Source organism: Mucilaginibacter gossypii (genome assembly GCF_017569325.2).
In the GTDB taxonomy this organism is placed as follows: Bacteria; Bacteroidota; Bacteroidia; order Sphingobacteriales; family Sphingobacteriaceae; genus Mucilaginibacter; species Mucilaginibacter gossypii.
The window spans coordinates 1,741,284-1,764,328 of sequence record NZ_CP071878.2; the positions used below are offsets into that span (position 1 = coordinate 1,741,284).

Below are 23,045 nucleotides of genomic sequence, written 5' to 3' on the forward strand. Positions count from 1 at the left end.
TAGCAGCCTATCTTTTCCATATAAACCAATTTATAAATGAAGAAATTTTACCCGGCTTTATTGCTCGTTGGTGTTGTTCTTTTTTCATGCGCTAAAAAGAAAACAGCACTGTTCGAATTGATACCGTCTTCACATTCGGGCGTTACTTTCAATAATTTAATTACCGAGAACGATTCAATCAACCCGATTGATAATGCCAATGTTTATAACGGCGGCGGAGTTGGCATAGGCGATTTCAATAACGATGGCTTACAGGATATTTACTTTTCGGGTAACATGGTATCAAACAAGCTGTACCTAAATCGCGGCGACTTTAAGTTTGATGATATTACAGATAAAGCCGGAGTTAATGGTTTAGGAAAATGGGGCAGAGGGGTTGCTGTTATCGATATTAATAATGATGGCCTTCAGGATATTTATGTATGCAATTCGCTGCTGCAAGATAGCGTCAAAAGGCAAAATTTGCTTTACATAAACCAGGGGACAGATAAAAAGGGGATACCGCACTTTAAGGAAGAAGGCAAAGAATATGGCCTTAATATACACGCATATTCTACTATGGCAACCTTTTTTGATTACAATAATGATGGCAAGCTGGATATGTATCTTACCGTTAATAGGCCTGGGGACGGCTATTATGCAAACCAGTTTCGCCCGATAATCGCGGACGGCAGCGGTAAGAGTACAGGGAGGTTATATGAAAGCAAATGGGATGCCCAGCTTAAACACCCGGTGTTTAGCGATGTATCCAAAAAAGCCGGTATATCCATTGAAGGCTATGGGCACGCGGCAACTATTGTGGATATAAACAAAGACGGTTGGAAGGACATTTACGTTACCAACGATTTTATATCGCCCAATATTCTCTACATCAATAATGGTGATGGTACATTCACCAATAGATCTAAAGAATACTTTAAGCACACCTCGATGAACTCGATGGGGCAGGACATTGAAGATTTGAATAACGATGGTTTGGCCGATGTATTTGAACTGGACATGTCACCACCGGATAATTACCGGAAAAAAATGATGTCGATGCCGGAAAGCTACCAGTCGTATGAGTTATTTAATCATTATGCATACCAATATCAATATGCACGTAACACCTTGCAGATAAACCAGGGGCCGGGATTGGGGCAGAATGATTCTATCAAGAACCCCATATTCAGTGAAACCGGGTTCTTGAGCGGAGTTACAGAGACCGACTGGAGCTGGACGCCTTTGATAACGGATTTCAACAATGATGGTTACCGTGATATCATTGTAACCAATGGATTTCCGAAGGATGTTACTGATCATGACTTTATCGTTTACCGAAACAATCCTTATTCCACAGCCTCAAAAAAAACTGTTATTGACCAGATTCCTACGGTCAAGATCCATAATTATGCTTTTCAAAATAATGGTGACCTAAACTTTGGTGATGTTTCCAACCAATGGGGATTGGATTTACCGACTTTTTCAAACGGTGCCGCTTATGCTGATCTGGACAATGACGGGGCAATGGATATGGTGATCAATAACATTAATGACCAGGCTCTTATCTATAAAAACAATAGCCGCGCACTTACCTCCAAACCATCAAATTACTTGCAGGTAAAATTGAATGGCAACAACTTTAACAGGGATGGCATTGGTGCCTGGGTAGATATCTATTATGCAGGCAAGCAACACCAGGTATACGAGAACAATCCTTATCGTGGATATTTATCTTCTATCCAAAACGTCGCGCACTTTGGCCTCGGCAAAGTCAATAAGCTCGACTCTGTAGTAGTGAGATGGCCGAATAATTATAAGCAGGTATTAAAAAATGTAAGCGCTAACCAAACGCTGAAAGTAAATATCAATGATGCGCGTCAGCCTTATAGTTGGGTTATACCCCAAAAAAACAGGGGGGCACTGTTTACTGAAGTTACAGGCACGGCAGGTATTAGTTACAGGCACAAGGAGGATGATTTTCCGGATTTTACCATCCAGAAATTATTGCCCCATAAATTTTCAGCGTACGCTCCGGCGCTTGCAGCCGAAGATATTGATGGCAACGGGCTTGATGATATCATTATTGGCGGTAACAAGAAATTTCCCGCCCAGGTTTTCCTGCAGCAGGCTAACGGTAAATTTAATCAGCGAAATTTAATTAATGGAAAACCGGATAGCACAAATTATAAGGATGAAAGTTTATTGTTCTTTGATGCCGATGGCGATGGGAAGCCAGATCTGTATATGGCCAGCGGGGGATATGAAAGCGCGCCGGGTTCAAAAAACTATGCAGACCGCATCTACCTTAACAATGGCCGTGGACGTTTTAGCGAACAAAAAGGTGCCTTGCCCGGTAATTTTACAAGTAAGCTATGTGTCAGGGCATTTGATTATAATAAAGATGGCAAGCTCGATTTACTGGTAACCGGCCGGGTTGATCCATGGCATTATCCCAACCCCGTATCCTGTTTTATCTTACGTAACGACAGTAAACCTGGAAAGTTGCAATTTACAGATGCAACGGCATCAGTTGCGCCTTGTTTGAAAAACCTCGGGTTAACCTGTGATGCCCTGGTTACAGATTATGATAATGATGGCTGGCCCGACCTAATTATCGCCGGCGAGTGGATGCCTATAACTTTTATCAAAAATGTTCGTGGCAAATTTGTCAATTCCACGGCGGCATCGGGTATTGCTGATAACATCGGATGGTGGAATTCTATCGCGGCCGGCGATTTCAGGCATTGCGGTAAGATAGACTATATTGTTGGCAACCTGGGAAAGAATAGTTTTTTCAAAGCCAGCGATAAAGAGCCTGTATATATCACGGCAGGCGATTTTGATAAACGTAAAACCACCGATGCCTTTCCATCCCTCTTTCTTCCCGACACTGATGGGGTGAAACGTGAATTTCCATCTTTTGTTCGCGACGATGCTATTAAGCAAATGATCAGTCTCCGAAAAAAGTTTGTGAATTACCGCTCTTTTGGCCAAGCAACGTTGCAGGATTTGTTATCGCCAGAACAACTGAAAAATGCCTTGCGGTTAAAAGCCAATACGCTTACTTCATGTTATCTCGAAAATTTAGGAAACGGGAAATTTAAAATGTACCCTCTGCCAAACTATGCGCAGGTTTCTGCCATTAACGGAATGGTAGTGGATGATTTTGACGGTGATGGCAATTTAGACGTAGCCATTAACGGGAATGATTACGGCACAAATGTTTCGGTAGGCCGGTACGATGCCTTAAACGGATTGCTTTTAAAAGGCGATGGTAAAGGGAGATTTAAGCCATTAACGATTTTGCAAAGCGGGATCTGTTTTCCCGGCGATGGAAAAGCCCTGGTAAAACTTAAGGGGAAAGATAACCGGTATTATCTCGCTGCCAGTGAGCATAACGGCAGTTTGAAGTTATTAAAGCTTAACATACCGGCTAAAACTATCAAAATTGAGCCGCAGGACGCGTATGCGGAAGTATCTGCAAAAGACGGTTCGGTTACCAAGCAGGAGTTTTATTACGGCTCGTCTTTTTTATCACAATCGGCAAGGTTTCTGAAAATAAGCCCGGACGTACAGAAAGTTAAGATTGTATCTAACGATGGCCGGTGTAGGGAAATTAAGCTTTAATAATCCGCTTGTGGTATTCAAAATGTAATACCTTCAATATTGATCGGGATCTTAAGAGAAAATAATGCGTAGCTAATTTTACAGAAGGAATGCCGAAGAATGTAATTATCAATTTTGCTTTGAATTTGACCCGTGGAAAAGCGTCGTTAAATATTTATGCAAAATTTTTGCTTTTGATACCGGCCATGTCATTTGTTATCTCATGCCGCGATTCATCGGAGAGTAAAATGATCCGGATCATTGCCGGTCTGAACCAAAAGGATTACAACAGCCGCAATCCGTTTTGTCCCGAAGCGAAAGTGGCGCAGTGCGATAGCTTACTTAAACTGCCGGGCAGGGAAAATGATTTTTATTTTTTAAATACCAAGGCTAAGCTTTTATTGGAAACCGGTGACGAAACACAGGCTGTTGCCATCTACGAAAAAATGATGATGGGTGCCGATAGCTCAAAGCGTGATTTATTTGAACCGGATATGGCACTGGCCTACATGCGGTTAGGCGAGCGAACTAATTGTATGTTGAACCACAACCGGATGTCATGTACCTACCCAATAAGGGATAACGCGATTCATGTAAATCAAACCGGTTCGCGACATGCTATTGCAGTTTATGAAAGTATTTTGAAGAAGCATCCGGCTGACCTTGAATCCCGCTGGATGCTCAATATCGCTTACATGACACTGGGGCACTACCCCGATAGTGTGCCCAAGCCGTTTTTAATTCCAGATCTCGATAAAACATCCGCGACAAAAATAAAGCCGTTTATCGATATGGCTGCCGATGTTGGTATTAAACTGAAAAGCAGGGCGGGTGGCGTTATAGCAGATGATTTCAATAACGACGGTTACCTTGACATAGTAACTTCAGGAACGGAACTTGATGATCACATGCATTATTTTCAAAATAACCAGGACGGAACATTTATTGACAAGTCTGAAACAAGCGGGTTGCGGAAGTTTACCGGTGGGCTGAATATTCAGCAAACTGATTACAACAACGATGGGAAGATGGACATTTTTGTACTGCGGGGTGCCTGGAAAAAGAACGGTTTTGGTAACCAGCCTGCTTCACTGCTGCGTAACAATGGCGATGGCACATTCACAGATGTGACGATACCCGCCGGGCTACTTTTTTATCACCCTACACAGGCGGCAGGCTGGGCTGATTTTAATAATGATGGATGGCTCGATGTATTTGTAGGAGCGGAGGGTTTTAACAACGGCGACAGCGTCAATATCCACCGGAGCATGCTTTATATAAATAACCGGAACGGTACCTTTACTGAGGTTGGCCATAAAGCGCACTGCGATGTAATGTCATACGTAAAAGGGGTTACATCGGCAGATTTTAACCATGACGGATGGCCGGATGTTTTTATTTCGACAATGGACGGGCGCAAATATCTGTTAAAAAATAAAGGTAACAGCGAAAATACCCCCGACTTTGAAGACATTACAAGGCAATCGGGGATCCTGGCAAACAGCAACAGTACTTTTACTACCTGGTTTTTTGATTACAACAATGATGGCTGGCAGGATATCCTGATTGCAGATTACAAATTCGAGGCCCCGCTGGGATATTATTCAGCTGCCGAAGCGCTCGGAAAACCCATACCCAATGCGGGAAACATTTACCTGTATAAAAATAACCATAACGGCACTTTCACCGATGTTACCAAACAAACGGGCCTTGATAAAGTAGTGTTCAGCATGGGCGCAAACTTTGGTGATATTGATAATGACGGCTTTCCCGACTTGTATTTTGGCACAGGCAACCCGGATTTTGGCTCCCTTATACCCAATAAGATGTTCAGGAACGTAGGCGGGCAGCAGTTTGAGGACGTTACGGGCGTGTCCGGAACGGGAAACCTGCAAAAAGGCCACGGTGTCGCATTTGCAGATTTCAGGAACCGTGGCTTACAGGATATCTTCATTGAAATGGGCGGGGCTTACGCCGGCGATGCCTATACCAGTGCCTTGTACGTAAACCCTGGGCAGAACGATAATAACTGGATAAGTATAAAGGCAGAAGGGATAAAAAGTAATAAAGCTGCCATTGGCAGTCGGTTAAAAATAACATTTGTTGACAATGGTGTTAAAAAAAATGTTTACCACGACTTAAACTCGGGTGGTAGTTTTGGTTCATCGCCCATACAGGCGGAAATAGGGGTAGGGCATGCAGGGCTTATCGAAGAGCTTGAAATAACATGGGCTGGCAGCCATAGCGTTCAACGATTTCGTAATTTGAAAGTAAATCAGTTTTACCACATTACGGAAGGAAATGGAAAGGCTGCTTCGGTTCAGTTAAAAAAGCTTAATTTCAATGGAATGGCGGGGTTGGCGATGAAAATGTGAGCTATTCGCCCGAGATGGTTGATTGATAATAACCCCGAGCAGTGCTGTCAATTTAATTCATCATTTTAACGAAGAGATTGCGTTTGGCCAATTGTTTATTCCTGAGCGATGATTACCATGTTCAGTTGTAGATTGGTCATATCCGTACGGTCTGTGTTCGTTTATAGTACAACTGCCTTCTTGGTTTATTATAAGTCACTTATATTTAAGATCTTACTACATTGGAATGTGGATTGATGTAGTGTGTTGATTTGAGCTCAACTATTTTAGATATTAGCCTTACTAACCTGCTTTTTATTGGAGCAGTGTTCACCGGTTGTACTGTAGCTTTAATTTTATGGTTTGCAAAAAAGGCACACGGCGCTGCAAATCGATATTTAAGTTTAGCCCTGAGCGTTACGATATTGCAGCTGGGCGGCGTCACACTTTCTATACTATTGGCTTTAGGCCCCTTCATTTATTTTTATGTCTTTCAGTTAATCGAGCCAAGCAGGCGGTTTACTTGGAAGGATTTGCTGCATTTTTTTTCTTTAATTTTTATTCCAATTGCACCAAACTGGCTAACGTTGAGCGTAACGACTGCTTATTTAATGCTATCACATCGTGCAATACAACGTTATAACAGGGAGCAACAGCCGGTTTTGATGGACAGGCCGCGATTTGCTTTTGGCAGGTTGGACAATGTGCTTAAGTTACTCATATTGTTTACCGCTCTTAGATCGATAAATGAATTGTTTGGTGTTTGCTTATCAGTAGTGCTGATTGCTACGGCGGTCAGCGACATTCTAAAATCAGAAAGATGCATTTTGCCGGTACCGGTAATTCCTAAATCCGATGGGTTACGCGAAAAAGGCAGGTGGTTGAAAAGAGTTGTTGTTACAGAACGGCTTTACGAGGATGCCGACCTTACTTTAGCTTCGCTGGCGCAAAAATTAGGTCTTCATCCGCACGAGGTGTCGCGTATCATCAACCTGGCACTCAAAAAAAATTTTAATGATTTTATCAATGAGCTGCGGGTGCGGGACGTTATCCGGAAAATGCATGATCCCGATTACGATCGTTACAACCTGCTGGGAATAGCTTACGATTCGGGGTTTAACTCCAAAACCAGTTTCAATCGTGTTTTTAAAGAAATAACAGGCCAAAGCCCGGCCTCATTTAAAGAAAGGTCAAAAAAAGAAGTGCCAAATGATAAGTTGGTACTTCCGACCCTGGTAAAGCCTGTAATCTTGCGTAAGAAAAGCCCGTTGGATTGGGCCACTGAAATTTCTAAACGCAGCATCATGATCAAAAATTATTTAAAAATGGCTTTCCGAAGCCTGCTTAAAAACAGGGCATTTACCTTACTGAATGTGTTTGGCCTCTCGGTGGGCCTGGCGACATGTCTGCTTATTGTTTTTTATGTTACTAATGAGCTTGGATACGACAAATACAATGAGCGTGCCGACCGAATATACAGAATAGGCCTTGATGTAAAATTGAATGGTAATGCTAATCAGTATGCTACTTCTGAAGAGCCTTTGCCCGCTGCTATTAAAGATGTTTTTCCGGAAATCGAGCAAATGACCCGTATGATAGATGTTCAGGGGCTGTTCCTTTCGCCTTTGAAGTTCTATATCCGTAAAGGCAATGAAAATATACAGGAAAAAAGGGTGGTGTTCACCGAATCATCAATTTTTAAGGTTTTTACCCTGTCGATGATCGATGGTAGCCCTGCCAGGGCACTGGATGCGCCCCATAGTGCCGTAATCACAGAAAGCACAGCGAAGAAGTACTTTAACCGTATTGATGTTGTTGGCCAGATGCTGACCATCAATGACACCAGCACATACAAAATCACCGGCGTTATCAAAGATGTTCCTCAGCAATCACATTTTCATTACGATTTTTTCCTGTCGTACAGTTCACGCGCGGAAAGTGCCCAACACGGATGGGGTTACGGTGGCATGCATAATTATTTGTTGCTAAAACCCGGCGCTGATGTACATCGGCTGGAAAAAAAGATAGCCGCTATCGAAATCAAAAACTCTTATAATGCAGACGCCTGGACCAGCGGCGACAATTACCTGAAAACAGTTTTAATGCCCGTAACTGATATCCATCTTCGCGATCGTGCAACATACCAGTTGGAAGCGGGTAGCGACATTCAATACATTTACATATTTTCAATGATTGCCGCATTCATCCTGCTCATTGCCTGCGTTAATTTCATGAACCTCAGTACAGCCCGTTCAGCTAACCGGGCTAAAGAAGTAGGGGTTAGAAAAGTATTGGGTTCGGCGCGTAAATTCCTTATCGCTCAATTTCTGGCCGAATCAATGTTGGTGACAATGGTCTCAGCAATCATTGCTGCTTTAATGGCCTGGGGGATGTTGCCATTGTTCAACCAGCTGGCCGGAAAACAGTTGATACTTAGTTGGGACCAGGCAGCCTGGCTTCTGCCTGCGTTGTTCTTGATCACCATAGTAGTTGGTCTTTTGGCAGGAGCCTATCCCGCCTTTTTCCTTTCTGGTTTTCAACCTATAGATGTATTGAAAGGAAAGATCGCCAAAGGTTTTAAGAACAGCTTTCTGCGAAGTTTTTTAGTGGTATTTCAGTTTTCAATTTCCATTTTCCTTATCATAAGCACCATGGTGATCTTTAAACAGCTGACTTTTATTCGGAACAAAGGCCTGGGTTTTGATCGTAACCAGGTATTGGTTATTAAAAATACCGATGTATTAGGCACCAATGCTGCACTGCTTAAAAACGAATTGAAGCAAATGACCGGGGTAGTAGATGTGAGTATGACTGCTTTCCAGCCTACAGGCGATCTGCGCTTAAAGACAGGGCTTTTCCCTTCCTTACCTATTGACGTCAGAAGTGTATTGCTAACCGAATTCTGGCCCGTGGATGAGGACTATCTGCGCACCATGGGATTGACGCTTTCAACAGGCCGGAATTTTTCAAGAGAAATGCCTACAGACAGCGCGGGTATGATCGTGAATGAAGCGTTTGCCCGAAAGTTTGGCGCAAAAGATCCATTGAATAAAACGCTATACCGTAATTCATATGGCATTCAGCCTTACCACATTATTGGCGTGGTTAAGGATTTTCATTTTGCTACACTGCATGAGGAAGTGATGCCGTTGGCCTTGTATTACGCACCTGACAACGGCGCTATCAACGTACGGCTGCATACCGCGGACATTTCCAGGGCGCTCAGGCAGATTGAAAAGAAATGGAAACAATTTTCGCCAAACCAGCAGTTTAATTATTCATTTATGGATGCCGATTTTGATGCAAGTTATCGAACAGAGCAGCACGCGGGAACCATTTTTCTGTGTTTTAGTACCCTGGCCATATTAATAGCTTGTCTCGGCCTTTTTGGACTGGCTGCTTACGCTGCCGAACAACGTACGAAAGAAATAGGTATCCGCAAGGCGCTTGGGGCGAGTGTTTCCAGCATTACAGGCATGTTATCTGCGGATTTTGTTAAGCTGGTATTGATTGCCATTTTGATAGCTACCCCGCTTGCCTGGTGGGCAATGCAGAAATGGCTCCAGGATTTCGCTTATCGCACCACAATCGGGTGGTATTTGCCGGTTATAGCGGCGGGGGTAGCAATAGCAATTGCACTGATAACGGTAAGTTTCCAATCTGTTAAAGCTGCTTTTGCGAATCCGGTGGATAGTTTGCGTAACGAATAACTCGCCGACAAATCCCAAAGACGACTTCGCTTATGGACTATTTTCCGCTCATTCGGTCCTGAGCATGACCGCCGTAGTTCGTTAATAATAATCCGGAATACAAACCACGCTACGGTTATATGACCGCAGCGGCCAAACCTGGCGGAAAATCCATCCAATTATTGTTTGCCTGGTCCATACGTTAGTGCTAACACACCATTTTCCAGTTCCGAAATTGATCTAAGTTTCAACGGGATATTAGCTCCTTCTTTCAATAAACGGGTACCGGTACCCATCATATGCGGTTGCACAAGCAGTTTCAGTTCGTCTACCAGGCATGCCTGCAGTAACGTTGCTACCAGCTGTCCGCTGCCCTGAACAAGTATTGCGCCTCCATCTTGCTGTTTTAAAGCGTTTAGCTGCCCGATAATATTATCGCTAATGATGGTAGTGTTTTGCCAGTCGCCATTTTTCATGGTAGTTGAAACCACATATTTTTTCGCCCGATTCATTTTGTCGGCTACGCCCATTTCATTGTTCTGAAACTGTGACCAATAAGGATACAGCATTTCATAAGTATGGCGGCCATAAAGCATAATTTCGCAGTTGTTAATAACTTCCTGTATGTATCCGGCACGGCTATCACTGTGGTAGGGATTAAACCATTGCTCCATATGCGCCGAATCAAAGACGCCATCTAATGACGTCCATTCTGATACAATTAATTTTCTCATCGTATTGGTTTTTTTATTTAACACAAATCTACCAGCGATAAGTAAGGTAAAATAGAACAGACCCGACAGCCCCTAAAATTTAGGGTTAAAAGGCTTATTAATGTTGATATATTCCTTAGGAGTAATGCCTGTAAACTCCTTAAAAACCCTGATGTAATGACTTTGATCCGCAAATCCATTACTGTAGGCAAGCTCTGTTAACGAATTGAACTTACCATCAGTAAGTTGTTTAAACGCCCTGTCAAACTGCGAAATACGTTTATACATTTTCGGCGAGATTCCGACATTGTTTTCAAATAAGCGTTGAAGCGAGCGTTCGGATATGTTTAATTCTGTTTGTAAAGTCGATAAAGCGCTGGTGTGTATGTTAGTCTTAAGATATTGCAGGGCAAATAAAACCCTGGGGTTAAAATCATCCGCCTGCTTAGCCAGCCATCTGATAAAGCCGTTAAGGATTTCAAGGCGTTCATTGATCAGGGGCTGTGCTAAAAGCCGGTCGATGAGGCCGGTATCCTTTATTGGCTTTATATCGCTTAAGTCGAGATAGTTATCGGTTAATTCACGGGCACTTACACCAAATAGGCTCTGGACGATATGTGGGCGCATAAAAAAGGCAATCAACGTAAAAGGCTGCCTGATCATGAGCGTTTCCGGTTTGATTGTTTGTCCGTAGAGGTTAAGATATCCGGTATCCGATCCAGAACGCTTTCCCACTGCCGTTTGAAACACCAGTGTAGGGCAGCCATTGGCATAAAGCGGCAAAATAAATTCGGCACTGAAGGTTTTGCTTTCAATGGTCAGTATACCAGTGACATATTCGTCAAGGTCGGGAGGCGGAAACAACGTAATTATATTCACCGATTTCTAAATTACTTCTTTCAATTAATAAAATAAAATTATCTTTGTAACTAAGATAATCAAAGTTATAAAGATATTGTGAAAAGCGAAGCTATTACCCGGATAAGAAAACTAAGCCAGTTGTATGCTTATACATCCATTCAAATGCATGAAAATATTGCGCGAAAAGCCGGGCTATCAGGTACCGATCAGAAATACCTGGGCTTTTTCCTGGTGAAAGGCGCCATGACAGCCGGCGAGCTTATGGAAGTAACCGGGCTTACCAGCGGCGCTGTTACAGGTTTGATTGACCGGTTTGAGAAAAAAGACCTGGTCAAAAGAGAATTTTCGAAAACGGACAGGCGAAAAGTACTGGTTGTGCCGGATACTGAAAAGATAATGCAGCTTTTGGCTCCGCTTTACAAGGATTATCGCAGCCATTCGGAGCAATTGATCGGTTCTTTCGCTGAAGAAGATTTAAAAATCATCGAAAAATTTTTGGAAGGATCGATTGCAATTATGAGTGAAACGGTCAATCAGTTTAAAGACAAGTAAAGTATAATGAAAAACAGAAGTTTATACATTGTTGATTTAAAAAAGGCCGATAAAACGTTTAATAGATTAATCGGGGGCAAGGGGGCAAATCTGGCAGAATTATACACGATTAAGGCGCTTAATGTGCCTGACGGTTTTTGTATAACTACTGAAGCTTTTAAAGAAACTGTTGGGAACGATCAGGAGTTTAACTCACTGCAGGAGCAGTTAGCATTGCTAACCGAAAACCAAAGGAACGAGATCAATGAAATGAGCAAAAAGATCAGAACACTAATAGAATCGATAGCTCTTTCTCAGGAACTGAAAAGCCAGATCGTTGCGCGTATGGACCAATATGGTGGTGATTATGCTTACGCCGTTCGTTCAAGTGCGACAGCGGAGGACTTAGCCACCGCGTCGTTCGCCGGACAACAGGATACCTACCTGAACGTTATCGGCGAAACCGCTATTTTAAAACATATCAGCAAATGTTGGGCATCTCTTTTTACAGAACGTGCCATCATCTACCGGCTTCAGAATGGCTTTGACCACCGCAAGGTTTACCTGGCTGTTATTATACAGCAAATGGTAGTTGCAAAGGTAGCCGGCGTGCTATTTACGGCCCATCCTGTTACTGGTAACAGGAAAGTGAGCTCGATAGATGCGAGCTTCGGCTTGGGGGAAGCACTGGTTTCTGGTTTGGTTAACGCCGATAATTACCAGGTCCGTGCTTCAAGAATTATTGAAAAGAAGATTTCGGAGAAAAGGATTGCTATTGAGATCATTAAAAATGGCGGTACTGAGCAAAAAGAGATAGGGCCGGAGCAACAACATAAGCAAGCACTAACTGACGAGCAAATTTTACAACTCGAACAAACCGGCAGGATGATCGAGGCACATTTCGGCCATTCCCAGGATATTGAATGGTGTTTAAGTGACAATAAATTCTATGTTGTACAAAGCCGGCCAATCACCACATTATATCCTGTGCCAGCGGCAGACGACCTGGAGAACCGGGTTTATGTATCTGTAGGACATCAACAAATGATGACTGACGCATTTAAACCACTCGGCATATCCGTTTGGATGTTAACCGGAAACCGTGCGATATTCAAAATGGCTGGCGGAAGGTTATTTGTTGATATCTCGAAGGGCCTCGCTTCGCCGGCGGGCAGGGAAAATCTGTTGAATGTGTTAGGGCATTCAGATCCGTTGATAAAAGATGCGCTGATGACTGTAATCGATCGAAACTTTATAAAAGAGGGCCCTGAAGCCAATATTCCCGGACAGGTTAAAGGTCATCACGGGATGTCGGCGGCGGATATACTTGCGGAAGCGGGAGCCGATACCGGGATTGTGGCCGATCTCATCAGCAGCAGCGAAAGGTCGGTATCAGCATTGAAAGATAACATCCGGATAAAAACAGGACCCGATGTATTTGCTTACATCCTCAATGATATGGAGCAGCGGAGGCAGCTGTCTTTAGAAAAGAAAAATCTGAACGTGATCATGGCGGCCATCCATGCTTCGGCCTGGATCAATGACAAGATGAAAGAGTGGCTTGGTGAAATCAACGCAGCAGATGTTCTGTCGCTTTCTGTTCCAAACAACATTACCTCAGAAATGGGCCTTGAACTTTTGGACCTGGCGGATGTGATCCGTCCCTATCCGGAGGTCGTCGCCTATCTGCAGGGGGCAAAACAGGATAATTTATTGAATGGGTTATGCCAGTTGGAGGCCGGATGGCAGGTACGCGACGCCATCAACGCTTATCTTAACAAGTATGGTATGCGTTGCGCCGGCGAGATCGATATTACCCGTGCCCGATGGAGGGAAAATCCAGGTGCGCTGGTTCCGATGATCTTGAGTAATATCAAAAACCTCGAACCAGGGGAGAGCACCCGAAGATTTAAGCAGGGGAAGCAGGCAGCCTTAGAAAAAGAACAAGACTTAATGTTGCGCCTGAAACAATTGCCCTACGGTGAAGAAAAAGCCCGGGAAACGAAGCAGATGATTGACCTGTTGCGGAATTTTATAGGCTACCGCGAATACCCGAAATACGATATTGTGAGCAGGTACTTTATCTATAAACAGGGTTTGCTTCAGGAGGCCGAACGTCTTGTAAAAGCCGGTGTGCTTCGTGATGAAAAAGATAGCTATTATCTTTATTTTGAAGAGCTGCAGGAGGTGGTGCGAACCGGAAAAGTGGATTACCAGCTTATTGACCAGCGCAAAACGGATTATCAATTTTATGAAAAGCTGACACCGCCACGAGTTATTACTTCTGAAGGTGAGGTGATAACCGGTCATTACAGCCGTGAAAATATCCCGGTAGGGGCTCTGGCCGGCCTCGCCGTTTCTTCCGGCATAGTTGAAGGGCGCGCACGCGTGGTGCTAAACGTAGAAGGTGCTGATCTGGAAGATGGCGATATCCTGGTTACAACCTTTACCGACCCAAGCTGGACGCCTTTATTCTTAGCCATCAAAGGACTGGTTACAGAAGTTGGCGGACTAATGACACATGGCGCGGTAATAGCCCGTGAGTACGGTTTGCCGGCGGTTGTTGGCGTGGAAAATGCAACCAAACTGATTAAAGACGGTCAGCGCATCCGTGTGCATGGAACCGCAGGGTACGTGGAGATTATGAGCGAAGTGGAGGTGTAAAGATATAATCTTGTCGCGAATTACCCCCGGGGTTGTCGCTTTTGCACACTGCGAAACACCGGCGTGTATCCCATCTTTGTATCGTTGATTAAGTTTATAATCAATATGGATCGAGTTACGAAAAACAACAAAGTAAACCGGCAACCGTACAGGATTTTTAAACAAGCAAATAACAATGAGTACAATACAAATCACAAGCTCAAAGCTTTGGAACGCCATTAAGCTTTCTCTTAATGGCGAGCAGCAGGATTATACCCAAGGCAGTATCCCGAAAGCCATCTTTTTACTGGCTATCCCAATGATCCTGGAATTAAGCCTGGAAAGCGTTTTTGCGGTGGTAGATATGTTCTTTGTAGGTAAACTTGGGCAAAACGCTATAGCCACGGTAGGTTTAACGGAGTCGGTGATCACCATTGTCTATTCCATCGCTATTGGCTTAAGCACCGCGGCCACGGCAATCGTAGCGCGAAGGATTGGTGAAAAAAAACCGGAAGCCGCGGCACATGCAGGAGCCCAGGCGTTGGTAATCTGCCTGATTACAACTATAATAGTAAGCATGGCTGGTGTTTTATATGCACCTGAGATCTTAAAGCTAATGGGTGCAAGCGAAGAAGTGGTGAGGGACGGAGCTATTTTTACCCGGATCATGCTGGGCAGCAGCCTTATTATTATCCTGTTGTTTCTGATCAACGGAATTTTTCGCGGCGCGGGTGACGCCGCTATGGCGATGAAAAGCCTTTGGATTGCAAGCATTATCAACATAATTCTCTGCCCGGTTTTCATCCACTTTTTTGGGTTGAAGGGCGCTGCCATGGCCACCGTAATTGGAAGGAGCTGCGGGGTGACCTTCCAGGTATATCACCTGTTTAAAGGCAGCGGCATTCTGAAGTTTCGCAGTGCTCACTTTAATTGGGATCCCGCTGTGGTAAAAACCATCATCGCTGTAGCCTGGCCGGCAACCTTTCAATTTATCATTGCAAGCGGCAGTTGGATCATCTTGACGCGGTTGGTTGCTGAAACCGGCGGTACAGCAGCTTCAGCCGGTTACCAGATCGCTTTCCGGAATTTTGTTTTCTTTATTTTACCATGCTGGGGGTTAAGTAATGCTGCGGCAACCCTGGTAGGGCAAAACTTAGGTGCAGGCCATGTTGACAGGGCAGCTCAAAGTGTGCTGCTTACGGCGCGATATAATGCTGTATTGATGAGTTTCGTAATGCTGCTGTTCCTGTTCTTCGCTCGTCCCATCATCAGCATTTTTACAACCGAACCGGTTATTTTGAACTTTGGCACTACGGCACTCCGGATTATCGGTTCTGGATTTATTTTTTATGCTATAGCCATGGTCATGAGCCAGGCCTTAAACGGAGCCGGCGACACCAAAACGCCTACATGGATCAATTTTGGGTGCTTTTGGCTTTTTCAGGTCCCTTTAGCTTACTTACTCGCCAAAGGCTTAGGGTTGCATTCGGCAGGCGCCATAGCAGCGGTACCTGCGGCCGAGGCGCTTTTAGCCCTGGTTTCCTGGTATTACTTCAAAAAAGGGAACTGGAAAAAGGTGAAGGTGTAAGGCCATTCATTGAATTGCTAAAAAACAATTAAATCACATAAAGTAATGAAAAAGAAAATCTTATTTATTGCATGCCTGTTATTCGGGCTGATGTTTATCAATGCAGGCCTGAACAAGTTTTTAAATTACATGCCTGTACCTAAAGACATGCCGCCAAATGCCATGGCCATGTTTGGCGCAATTATGCAGATCAAATGGCTGATGCCCCTCATCGGTATTGCCGAAATTATCGGGGGGATCCTGGTGATTATTCCCCGTTTCAGGGCTTTAGGCGCGGTAATCATTTTTCCCGTTATGGTTGGCATATTGTTAACTGTTATTTCTTTATCTTCGGGAATACCGATGGTGCTTGTGCTTTGGGCGGTGCTCATCTGGGTGCTATTTGAAAACAGGGAGAAATATTTTCACATGATCCGGTAGCGGATGGCATAGTCTGGCTATTCCGCAACTAAATAATAACCGTCCGGTGAATTGGAAATTACAAATGATTATAGGCAAGTGGTGTTACGTAGTTGAGAGACTTTATTAAAAATCATATGAAACTTTTTGAAAAAGAAACGGGCAAAACAAACTGTGTCGGGGTAACAGGCGCTTCTGCAACCGGAGCATCAGCAATCGCTGTGTTAGCATTGGGATCTATGGCTATTGGCGCGATTGCTATAGGCGCATTGGTGATTAGCCGAATCATGGTTAAAAAAGCTGTAATCAGAAACCTCCATGTTGGTAATCTCAGCGTAGATAACCTTGTAATTAAAAATCGGGAAGATTAGAAGTTCCTGGGGATCCGGTTAGTTTGGATTGAGGTGGAGTAAAGTTTTATTGGAGTCGTTTCTGAGTCTGCCGTGCTCCCGTGATAAACTTCACCCGGCAGTCAATGTCCAACAACGTAGCTCGCACACATTGACCGGCGCGCATCAGGACCTTACCGGTCTTAACATCCGTCTTTTTGCTGTGTTTTTGAAATAAAATTCGGAACGGCCATCTCAAATTGCGGGAATATGGCAGCCAGGGAGCCCTTGCTATCATTTTCCTGGGAGGATTATATTTCAAATATAGATCTAAATGAGTTGTGGATGTGATTCTCTGACCAAATCGAGCTGAATCCAACCCATACATCTTTGGTGGCGGGAAGACAGATTACGCATCGATAAAATAAATGTTGTTTTTAAGCGTTACATTCATCATTTAGTGCATGAAAAGAGCGTGTTTGGGAATTGTGTTAGCTGCGCTGTTATTATTGACGGTCGACGGTTGCGGCGTAGTCAAATCTTTGGGTAAAAATCCGGATGGCGAAGAACTTACCCGGTTAGATTCTTTACCAAATTATAAAAATGGAGCTTTTATAAATTTGGCTGAACTTTCCGATTCTACGGTCAAACGTAAATTTCTTTTTCTGAGCAGACGTCCTGAAACCATCAGGCCATCTCATGCACTTCCGTGGATTAAAACCGATCTGAATTCATTAGCTGCTCCTGCACCTACGATCGTTTGGTTTGGACATTCATCTTTACTTATAAAAAGCGGGCAGTTTAATATGCTCATTGATCCGGTTTTTAGCAATCATGCCGGACCGGTGCCCGGATTGATTACCGCATTCCCGGGTACAAAGCATTATCACGCCGATGATATGCCTCAAATAGATGCGCTGATCATTTCTCATGATCACTACGATCATCTGGATTATCGAACTTTGAAAAAATTAAAAGATCGTATTAAAATGGCTATCGTGCCGATGGGAGTAGGCGCTGATCTGGTATACTGGGGGTTTGACCCTAAAAAGATCATCGAACTTAATTGGAACGAATCGATTACGTTGTCCGGTGGTATTCGGATTACCGCCACCCCAGCCCAACATCGCAGCAATCGTACGTATAAGAATGAGAATAAAACATTATGGGCCTCTTACGTTTTTCAGATTGGCAATTATAGGCTGTTTTACAGTGGCGATAGCGGGTACGGTCCGCATTTTAAACAAATAGGCCAGCAATTTGGGCCATTTGATCTGGCGTTTTTGGAATGCGGGCAGTATAGCCCCAATTGGCCATGGACGCACCTGTGGTTAGGGCAACCCGCACAGGCTGCTGCTGACCTGCATGCCCGTTTGTTACAGCCTATTCACTGGGCTAAGTTTATTGAAGCTAACCAGCCCTGGAACGAACCGATAAAGAGGCTTGTGCCTGCAGCAAAGGAGTTGGGTGTCGAACTAAACGTTCCGCGTATTGGGGAGCCTTACACTTTAGGCGGCCCCATCAAACAGGCTGCGTGGTGGAATTTTGAATAACTGCTTTTGTGATATTGAACAGTTAACTAAGAAGGATCATGTCGGATGGCAGGATAACCATTTGAACAACCGGCAATCAGTATACAAGGCCAGCTTAGCTAATCAATTTTTCAGGTGCCTCCAGATGATATCATGAATGTCGGTCGCTATCAGGTCCTGTTTTTCCAATGGGTTATCGGTAATGATCACCGGCTGATATTCTGACGGTACATCCACCCGGCCATGAGAGCCTTTAATCAGGGCGGCATCCAGGGGAATGACATCCATTACATACCTGAAACCCGCCTTTTTGCGAAGCAATTTGTAGCCGGCGCGGAGCTTTGAACTCATAAACATCTCAACAGGATCATAACCCGGTTTTTTATGGATGTCAACTACGCGCGCGTAATCCGGGGCAAGCGCGTCATCCAGCCAAAAGTAATAAGTGAACCAGCTTCTCTCATCAGCGATCAGGACGAGGTCTCCGGCCCGGGGATGGTCGATGTGATACGCGGCCTGCTCTTCCCGGGTAAGCACCCTTTCAACACCAGGTACGGCTTCAAGCAGCGCTTTGACCTTTGCCGTTACGCTCGCATCGTTGATGTAGACATGTGCCAATTGGTGATCAGCTACCGAAAAGGCTTTTGAAGCGCCAGGGTCAAGTATCTCCAGTCCACGCTCAATCCTGATGCCTAACAAGCCGTTTTGCCTCAATACCCGGTTTAAATGAACCGGGCGGTCCACCGGGGAGATACCATATTCGGAAAGGATAATGATCTCGGCATCTTTTTTCCTGTAAAACGAAACCAGATCTTCGATAATTTTATCAATATCATTCAGGTCTTTGGCAATAATTGGTAAATCCGGACCGAATTTTTGCAGGCAATAGTCCAGATGAGGCAGGTATATCAGTGTTAGCGTCGGGTCATGCAGCGTATCTGTTTCCATTGCAGCGTCAGCTATCCAACGGCTTGATTTGATATTGGCGCCGGGCCCCCAAAACTGAAAAAGCGGAAACTGCCCCAACTTCGCCTGAAGGTGGTCACGCAGGTCGGCGGGCTCCGAGTAACAATCCGGTATTTTTCGTCCGTCGGCAAGGTAGTTTGGCCTGGGCGTCACGGAGTAATCCGCCGAGGAGTACATATTGTACCACCAAAACATTATCGAGCTCGTGAAAGATGGATCTTCGCTCTTGGCCTTTTCCCATATTTTCTGTCCTTCAACGAGTTTGTTTGACTGCTTCCAGAATTTTACTTCACAATCCGCGCGGTCATACCACCCATTACCTACAATGCCATTGTCAACAGGAAATTTGCCGGTGACGTAGGCGGACTGCATGGCGGTGGTAACAGCAGGCAATACAGGCGTTATATGCGTCAAATGTCTGTCTTTGATGTAAGATTTAAGAAATGGCGTATGCTCGCCGATCAGAGACGTGGATAAACCCACTACATCGATAACTACCGTTTTATTCATATTGGCTTCTTTCTTATGATATTTGCGCTTTAACCCAATCCAATTCCCGGATGATCGATTGTGTTAAGGGGGCTTTCAGCTCATCCGGTAATACACTCCAGGTATATGTTTCCACTTCCAGGTGTTGTGTAAAAGCAGCGTTCCTGAATTTGTTGAGCACCCTGACAATATCGTTTTGTGTTGATTGCACCACACCCATATCCTCAACAAAAACAGGCACATGAAAGTGCGCACGCCATTCATTGACTGCCGGGTTCTGGTTATCTGCCAGAGCTTCCGGTAAATCCGGATAACGGATCAATTCTCCCTTTGCGGTTTTCGCGATCACCTGGTGCAGATAGGTTGGCTCGTTGAATCTGGCAAGCGCGTCGGTCACCTCGTCCCTCATTGCCAAATCCACCGGAAGATGGGCCTTCAAGGCAGCACTGATTTGTATCTTGCCTGCCTGGATACCTTTCGCGGCCAGTTCATCAATGACGCACTCATGTTCCTCATAGCCGATAGCAAAATGGCAAACGTCATAGCATAGGTTAATGTGTTGTTTGACAGATTCTTCTGCATCAGCCGGAGACAGGCCAAACTGTTCTCCCAACAATAAAATACCACGCGGCAACAGGTCGTTTTCAAACCAATCTATAAACTCCCGGCCTGATTCCAGGAACCCATCCGGCTCGGGTTCGATATCCAGGTGCATCAGGACCCCGGCCGAGCGGTGTATTTTAAAAAGTGCAGCCATCACTGTTAAAATATTCTCCGTGGCGATCGCCCTTGCAGTGTTCCTGGCCTCACCGGCCGCATGCCATGGTTTATAGCTTAAGGGTGAGGTTGAAATCCCTCCCTGCAAACCTTCAGGAAGTAATTCGCCCAATATATGAAACAGGCGTAAGGTATAATCCACGCGCTCAACTGTTGTCCAATCCGGCGCATGCACTTCGTCCTTAACTACGGTGTTATGGAAACCGCCATAGGGGAAACCGTTCATCGTGAAAACATAAGCATCATGATCAGACAGCCATTGTTTAAACTCCGCTAAGTTATCTTCCTCTGCCAGCAAACCCAGGCTGGCCATATTAGAAAGGCGCAGGCCAATACCCATTTGTTCCTTCCCCGCAAGGGCAGCCCTGATTGCCGGGAAATGGTTTTTCAGGGCCCCGAAAGTTTCCGGCCAGTTCTCCGCGGGATGGATATTCGTACAATAGGTCAGGTGCGCTGCATTTATTTTCATGAGGGCAGATGTTTGTATTGTTTAAATTTGCGTTTGCTGAAGTTCGAATTGCCGGTTGTATAGTTCAATACTCGCTTGTTTCAAAAGCTGGGTATCAATTTCATGCACCTCGGCACCTTCGCCAATAGCATTGAGTAACGTAATGGTGAGCTCCCCGCCTAAATGCTCGCGAAACTCCTCCAGGCCCTGCAATAATGGGCTGTCATCTCCGTTGATCTTTAAGAGCCCATGGCTGATTTCAAAACCTAAGTTTTGGATCAGGCTTACCACGCGCTCACTGTCCGCAACGGTTAAACGGCCGCAAAGGCAGGAATAAACCGTATCCAGGGCTATCCCCATGGCTACTGCTTCACCATGTCGAACGTCGAAACCGCTAAGATATTCCAGTTTGTGCGCGCTCCAATGCCCGAAATCCAAAGGGCGTGATGAGCCGCTTTCAAAGGGGTCGGCGCCGGCAATGTGCTGCATGTGCAGCTGCGCGCAGCGCCAAATCAGGTAATTCATTGCTGTCGCGTCGCGGCTCACAAGGGCGGGTGCGTTCTGTTCTATCCAGTTGAAAAAAACAGGGTCTTTGATCAGGGCAACTTTGATAGCTTCGGATATTCCGGAACGCCAGTCTCGGTCGGTCAGCGTGGTCAAAAACTGGTCATCATTAAAAACAGCGGCAGGCGGTGCGAATGTGCCCAGAAAATTCTTTTTCCCGAAATAATTGATGCTGTTCTTCACCCCGATCCCTGAATCGTTCTGAGACAGCACCGTTGTTGGTATGCGGATAAGCTTTACTCCCCGGTGGGCTACAGCAGCGGCATAACCTGCCATATCCAATACGGCCCCGCCACCGATTGAGGCGATGTATGAATGCCGGTCTATACCGTAATTATTTACCGCTTCGAGGATCATATCAAAATAGCGTTCGTCATTTTTTACGTACTCGCCGCCGTGTATCAGCAAGATCTCGGGCACCAGCTGAACAGCAGTATGCGTCTGAAAATAGGAATTAATATCAGAGCATAAATCCCCATGGGCGTCAGCAACCCCCTGATCCACCACAAAAAGAATCTTCCTTAACGCGCCTGAAGTAGCAGCGTTTGTCAGAAAATCGTTCAGAAGGGGATTGTCCTTTGCGAATAAAGCCGAAGTAAAAAAGACGTTATAACTATATTTTACGCTGAAGTTCTGTTGCAAATGTTCCATCGGGGGAAGATCTATTGTTATTGAAATTAATTAGGTGACTGCAAAGGTTTTTGACAGCCACATGGAGAGTGGTAAGAGGCAGGCGATCATCAGGGCGAATGTAAGTGAGCTGAATGTGGCAGACCACGAAGCGTCCATCAATATCAGGGAGATCACCCCGGCCTTTACGGCATTACCAATATTTTTGCCGATAGGCTCTCTTATAGCTATAAGCAGCGGTTTGAATATCATCCAGGTAAAGGGTAAGATGAAAAGCAGTGACCATAGCAGCCGGTTATTAACGTACGAAAAGTAGCTGATAAAGGCGATGACCGCGGCGTACAAAAATGCCGCTACATACAAGTTGTTCCTTTTGCCCCCATGAACTTCGCCACGACTGGTCAGGGTGATCGAGAATATGTAAACCACAGGCACCAATGCTAACATTGACCAATGGTTGAGGGCATCCGGTATGATGCTGACTCCGAGCAACAGGTTTAATCCCCGGCACATCCCCATATTAAGCGGCCCGAAAAAGGGATGATGCTTGCCAAACTTGTCGTAGAGCAGCGCGCAGAGCGCGATAGCTGCCGCGAGCATACCCGATGCCGCCGAAACGAGAAACGCCAATAGGATACCTGCGCTTAACAACAACGTGCCGAGCACTGAAGCTTCCGGTAAACTAACCCTGCCTGAGGGGATGGCCCTTTCAGGCCGTTCAATCTTATCAGTCTCCACATCGAAAATATCGTTAAAAACAATACCGCCGCCGTAGAGACAAGCTGTGGAAAGGCAAAGGAGGAGGGCCGTTGGCCAGGCTCTTTCCGTTAAAGTACCTGGGGCACTGGCTATAGCGATCCCTGCCAGAATATCTGCGACCGAAGTAACAATATTGGCGGGCCGCATGAGCTGAAGATAAATGTACAGTTTCCTCAAGATCACGA

15 protein-coding genes are annotated in these 23,045 nt (G+C 45.0%); 9 read left to right on the forward strand and 6 right to left on the reverse strand.

The window, feature by feature from the left end; all coding sequences use genetic code 11:
* The first annotated feature begins 36 nt into the window (after nucleotides 1-36).
* From J3L18_RS07355 to J3L18_RS07365, 3 genes are all read left to right on the forward strand, one after another.
* Nucleotides 37-3,609, forward strand: a complete 3,573-nt coding sequence (locus tag J3L18_RS07355) for a VCBS repeat-containing protein (RefSeq protein WP_129570857.1) — start codon at nucleotides 37-39, stop codon at nucleotides 3,607-3,609.
* A gap of 185 nt (nucleotides 3,610-3,794) precedes the next feature.
* Entirely contained in the window at nucleotides 3,795-5,963 is a 2,169-nt protein-coding gene (locus tag J3L18_RS07360; RefSeq protein WP_189549376.1) for a CRTAC1 family protein, read from the forward strand.
* 590 nt (nucleotides 5,964-6,553) lie between these two features.
* A complete protein-coding gene (locus J3L18_RS07365) occupies nucleotides 6,554-9,652 on the forward strand; it encodes an ABC transporter permease (RefSeq protein WP_129570859.1) in 3,099 nt (1,032 codons plus the stop codon).
* Between the two features lie 158 nt (nucleotides 9,653-9,810).
* On the opposite strand, the gene J3L18_RS07370 is transcribed toward J3L18_RS07365, so the two are convergent.
* Nucleotides 9,811-10,365: a dihydrofolate reductase family protein gene (locus J3L18_RS07370; RefSeq protein WP_129570860.1), complete on the reverse strand. Its 555-nt coding sequence runs from the start codon at nucleotides 10,363-10,365 to the stop codon at nucleotides 9,811-9,813.
* Between the two features lie 72 nt (nucleotides 10,366-10,437).
* Entirely contained in the window at nucleotides 10,438-11,223 is a 786-nt protein-coding gene (locus J3L18_RS07375) for a helix-turn-helix domain-containing protein (RefSeq protein WP_129570861.1), read from the reverse strand.
* Between the two features lie 78 nt (nucleotides 11,224-11,301).
* Here J3L18_RS07375 and J3L18_RS07380 point away from each other — a divergent pair, with 78 nt between their 5' ends.
* The 6 genes from J3L18_RS07380 to J3L18_RS07405 all read left to right on the forward strand — a co-directional run bounded on the left by J3L18_RS07380 (nucleotide 11,302) and on the right by J3L18_RS07405 (nucleotide 18,248).
* Nucleotides 11,302-11,757, forward strand: coding sequence for a MarR family winged helix-turn-helix transcriptional regulator (locus J3L18_RS07380; protein ID WP_129570862.1), 456 nt, complete (start codon nucleotides 11,302-11,304; stop codon nucleotides 11,755-11,757).
* A gap of 6 nt (nucleotides 11,758-11,763) precedes the next feature.
* Entirely contained in the window at nucleotides 11,764-14,400 is a 2,637-nt protein-coding gene (gene ppsA / locus J3L18_RS07385) for a phosphoenolpyruvate synthase (RefSeq protein WP_129570863.1), read from the forward strand.
* 175 nt (nucleotides 14,401-14,575) lie between these two features.
* On the forward strand, nucleotides 14,576-15,967 hold the full coding sequence (locus tag J3L18_RS07390) for an MATE family efflux transporter (RefSeq protein WP_129570864.1): 1,392 nt from the start codon (nucleotides 14,576-14,578) through the stop codon (nucleotides 15,965-15,967).
* A gap of 45 nt (nucleotides 15,968-16,012) precedes the next feature.
* Nucleotides 16,013-16,387, forward strand: coding sequence for a DoxX family membrane protein (locus tag J3L18_RS07395; protein WP_112653748.1), 375 nt, complete (start codon nucleotides 16,013-16,015; stop codon nucleotides 16,385-16,387).
* 116 nt (nucleotides 16,388-16,503) lie between these two features.
* A complete protein-coding gene (locus J3L18_RS07400) occupies nucleotides 16,504-16,737 on the forward strand; it encodes a hypothetical protein (RefSeq protein ID WP_090526116.1) in 234 nt (77 codons plus the stop codon).
* Nucleotides 16,738-17,159: 422 nt separating this feature from the next.
* Complete coding sequence (locus tag J3L18_RS07405; protein WP_129570865.1) at nucleotides 17,160-18,248, forward strand: MBL fold metallo-hydrolase; 1,089 nt, start codon at nucleotides 17,160-17,162, stop codon at nucleotides 18,246-18,248.
* 102 nt (nucleotides 18,249-18,350) lie between these two features.
* On the opposite strand, the gene J3L18_RS07410 is transcribed toward J3L18_RS07405, so the two are convergent.
* The 4 genes from J3L18_RS07410 to eboC are packed head-to-tail and all read right to left on the reverse strand — an operon-like array spanning nucleotide 18,351 to nucleotide 23,037.
* The gene (locus J3L18_RS07410) at nucleotides 18,351-19,703 is read right to left on the reverse strand and encodes an alkaline phosphatase family protein (protein ID WP_129570866.1); all 1,353 of its coding nucleotides are present in this window, start codon (nucleotides 19,701-19,703) and stop codon (nucleotides 18,351-18,353) included.
* A 13-nt stretch (nucleotides 19,704-19,716) separates the two neighbouring features.
* Nucleotides 19,717-20,928 (reverse strand): metabolite traffic protein EboE, encoded by a 1,212-nt coding sequence (gene eboE / locus J3L18_RS07415; RefSeq protein WP_129570867.1) that lies wholly within the window; start codon nucleotides 20,926-20,928, stop codon nucleotides 19,717-19,719.
* A 21-nt stretch (nucleotides 20,929-20,949) separates the two neighbouring features.
* A complete protein-coding gene (locus J3L18_RS07420) occupies nucleotides 20,950-22,122 on the reverse strand; it encodes a 3-dehydroquinate synthase (RefSeq protein WP_129570868.1) in 1,173 nt (390 codons plus the stop codon).
* Between the two features lie 30 nt (nucleotides 22,123-22,152).
* The gene (gene eboC, locus J3L18_RS07425; protein ID WP_223266246.1) at nucleotides 22,153-23,037 is read right to left on the reverse strand and encodes a UbiA-like protein EboC; all 885 of its coding nucleotides are present in this window, start codon (nucleotides 23,035-23,037) and stop codon (nucleotides 22,153-22,155) included.
* Nucleotides 23,038-23,045 lie beyond the last annotated feature (8 nt).

Coding starts and splice junctions, on each gene's coding strand:
- J3L18_RS07355 (WP_129570857.1), top strand. CDS start 37: ATGAAGAAATTTTACCCGGCTTTATTGCTCGTTGGTGTTGTTCTTTTT.
- J3L18_RS07360 (WP_189549376.1), top strand. CDS start 3,795: ATGTCATTTGTTATCTCATGCCGCGATTCATCGGAGAGTAAAATGATC.
- J3L18_RS07365 (WP_129570859.1), top strand. CDS start 6,554: ATGCTATCACATCGTGCAATACAACGTTATAACAGGGAGCAACAGCCG.
- J3L18_RS07370 (WP_129570860.1), bottom strand. CDS start 10,365: ATGAGAAAATTAATTGTATCAGAATGGACGTCATTAGATGGCGTCTTT.
- ppsA (WP_129570863.1), top strand. CDS start 11,764: ATGAAAAACAGAAGTTTATACATTGTTGATTTAAAAAAGGCCGATAAA.
- J3L18_RS07390 (WP_129570864.1), top strand. CDS start 14,576: ATGAGTACAATACAAATCACAAGCTCAAAGCTTTGGAACGCCATTAAG.
- J3L18_RS07395 (WP_112653748.1), top strand. CDS start 16,013: ATGAAAAAGAAAATCTTATTTATTGCATGCCTGTTATTCGGGCTGATG.
- J3L18_RS07400 (WP_090526116.1), top strand. CDS start 16,504: ATGAAACTTTTTGAAAAAGAAACGGGCAAAACAAACTGTGTCGGGGTA.
- J3L18_RS07405 (WP_129570865.1), top strand. CDS start 17,160: ATGAAAAGAGCGTGTTTGGGAATTGTGTTAGCTGCGCTGTTATTATTG.
- J3L18_RS07410 (WP_129570866.1), bottom strand. CDS start 19,703: ATGAATAAAACGGTAGTTATCGATGTAGTGGGTTTATCCACGTCTCTG.
- eboE (WP_129570867.1), bottom strand. CDS start 20,928: ATGAAAATAAATGCAGCGCACCTGACCTATTGTACGAATATCCATCCC.
- J3L18_RS07420 (WP_129570868.1), bottom strand. CDS start 22,122: ATGGAACATTTGCAACAGAACTTCAGCGTAAAATATAGTTATAACGTC.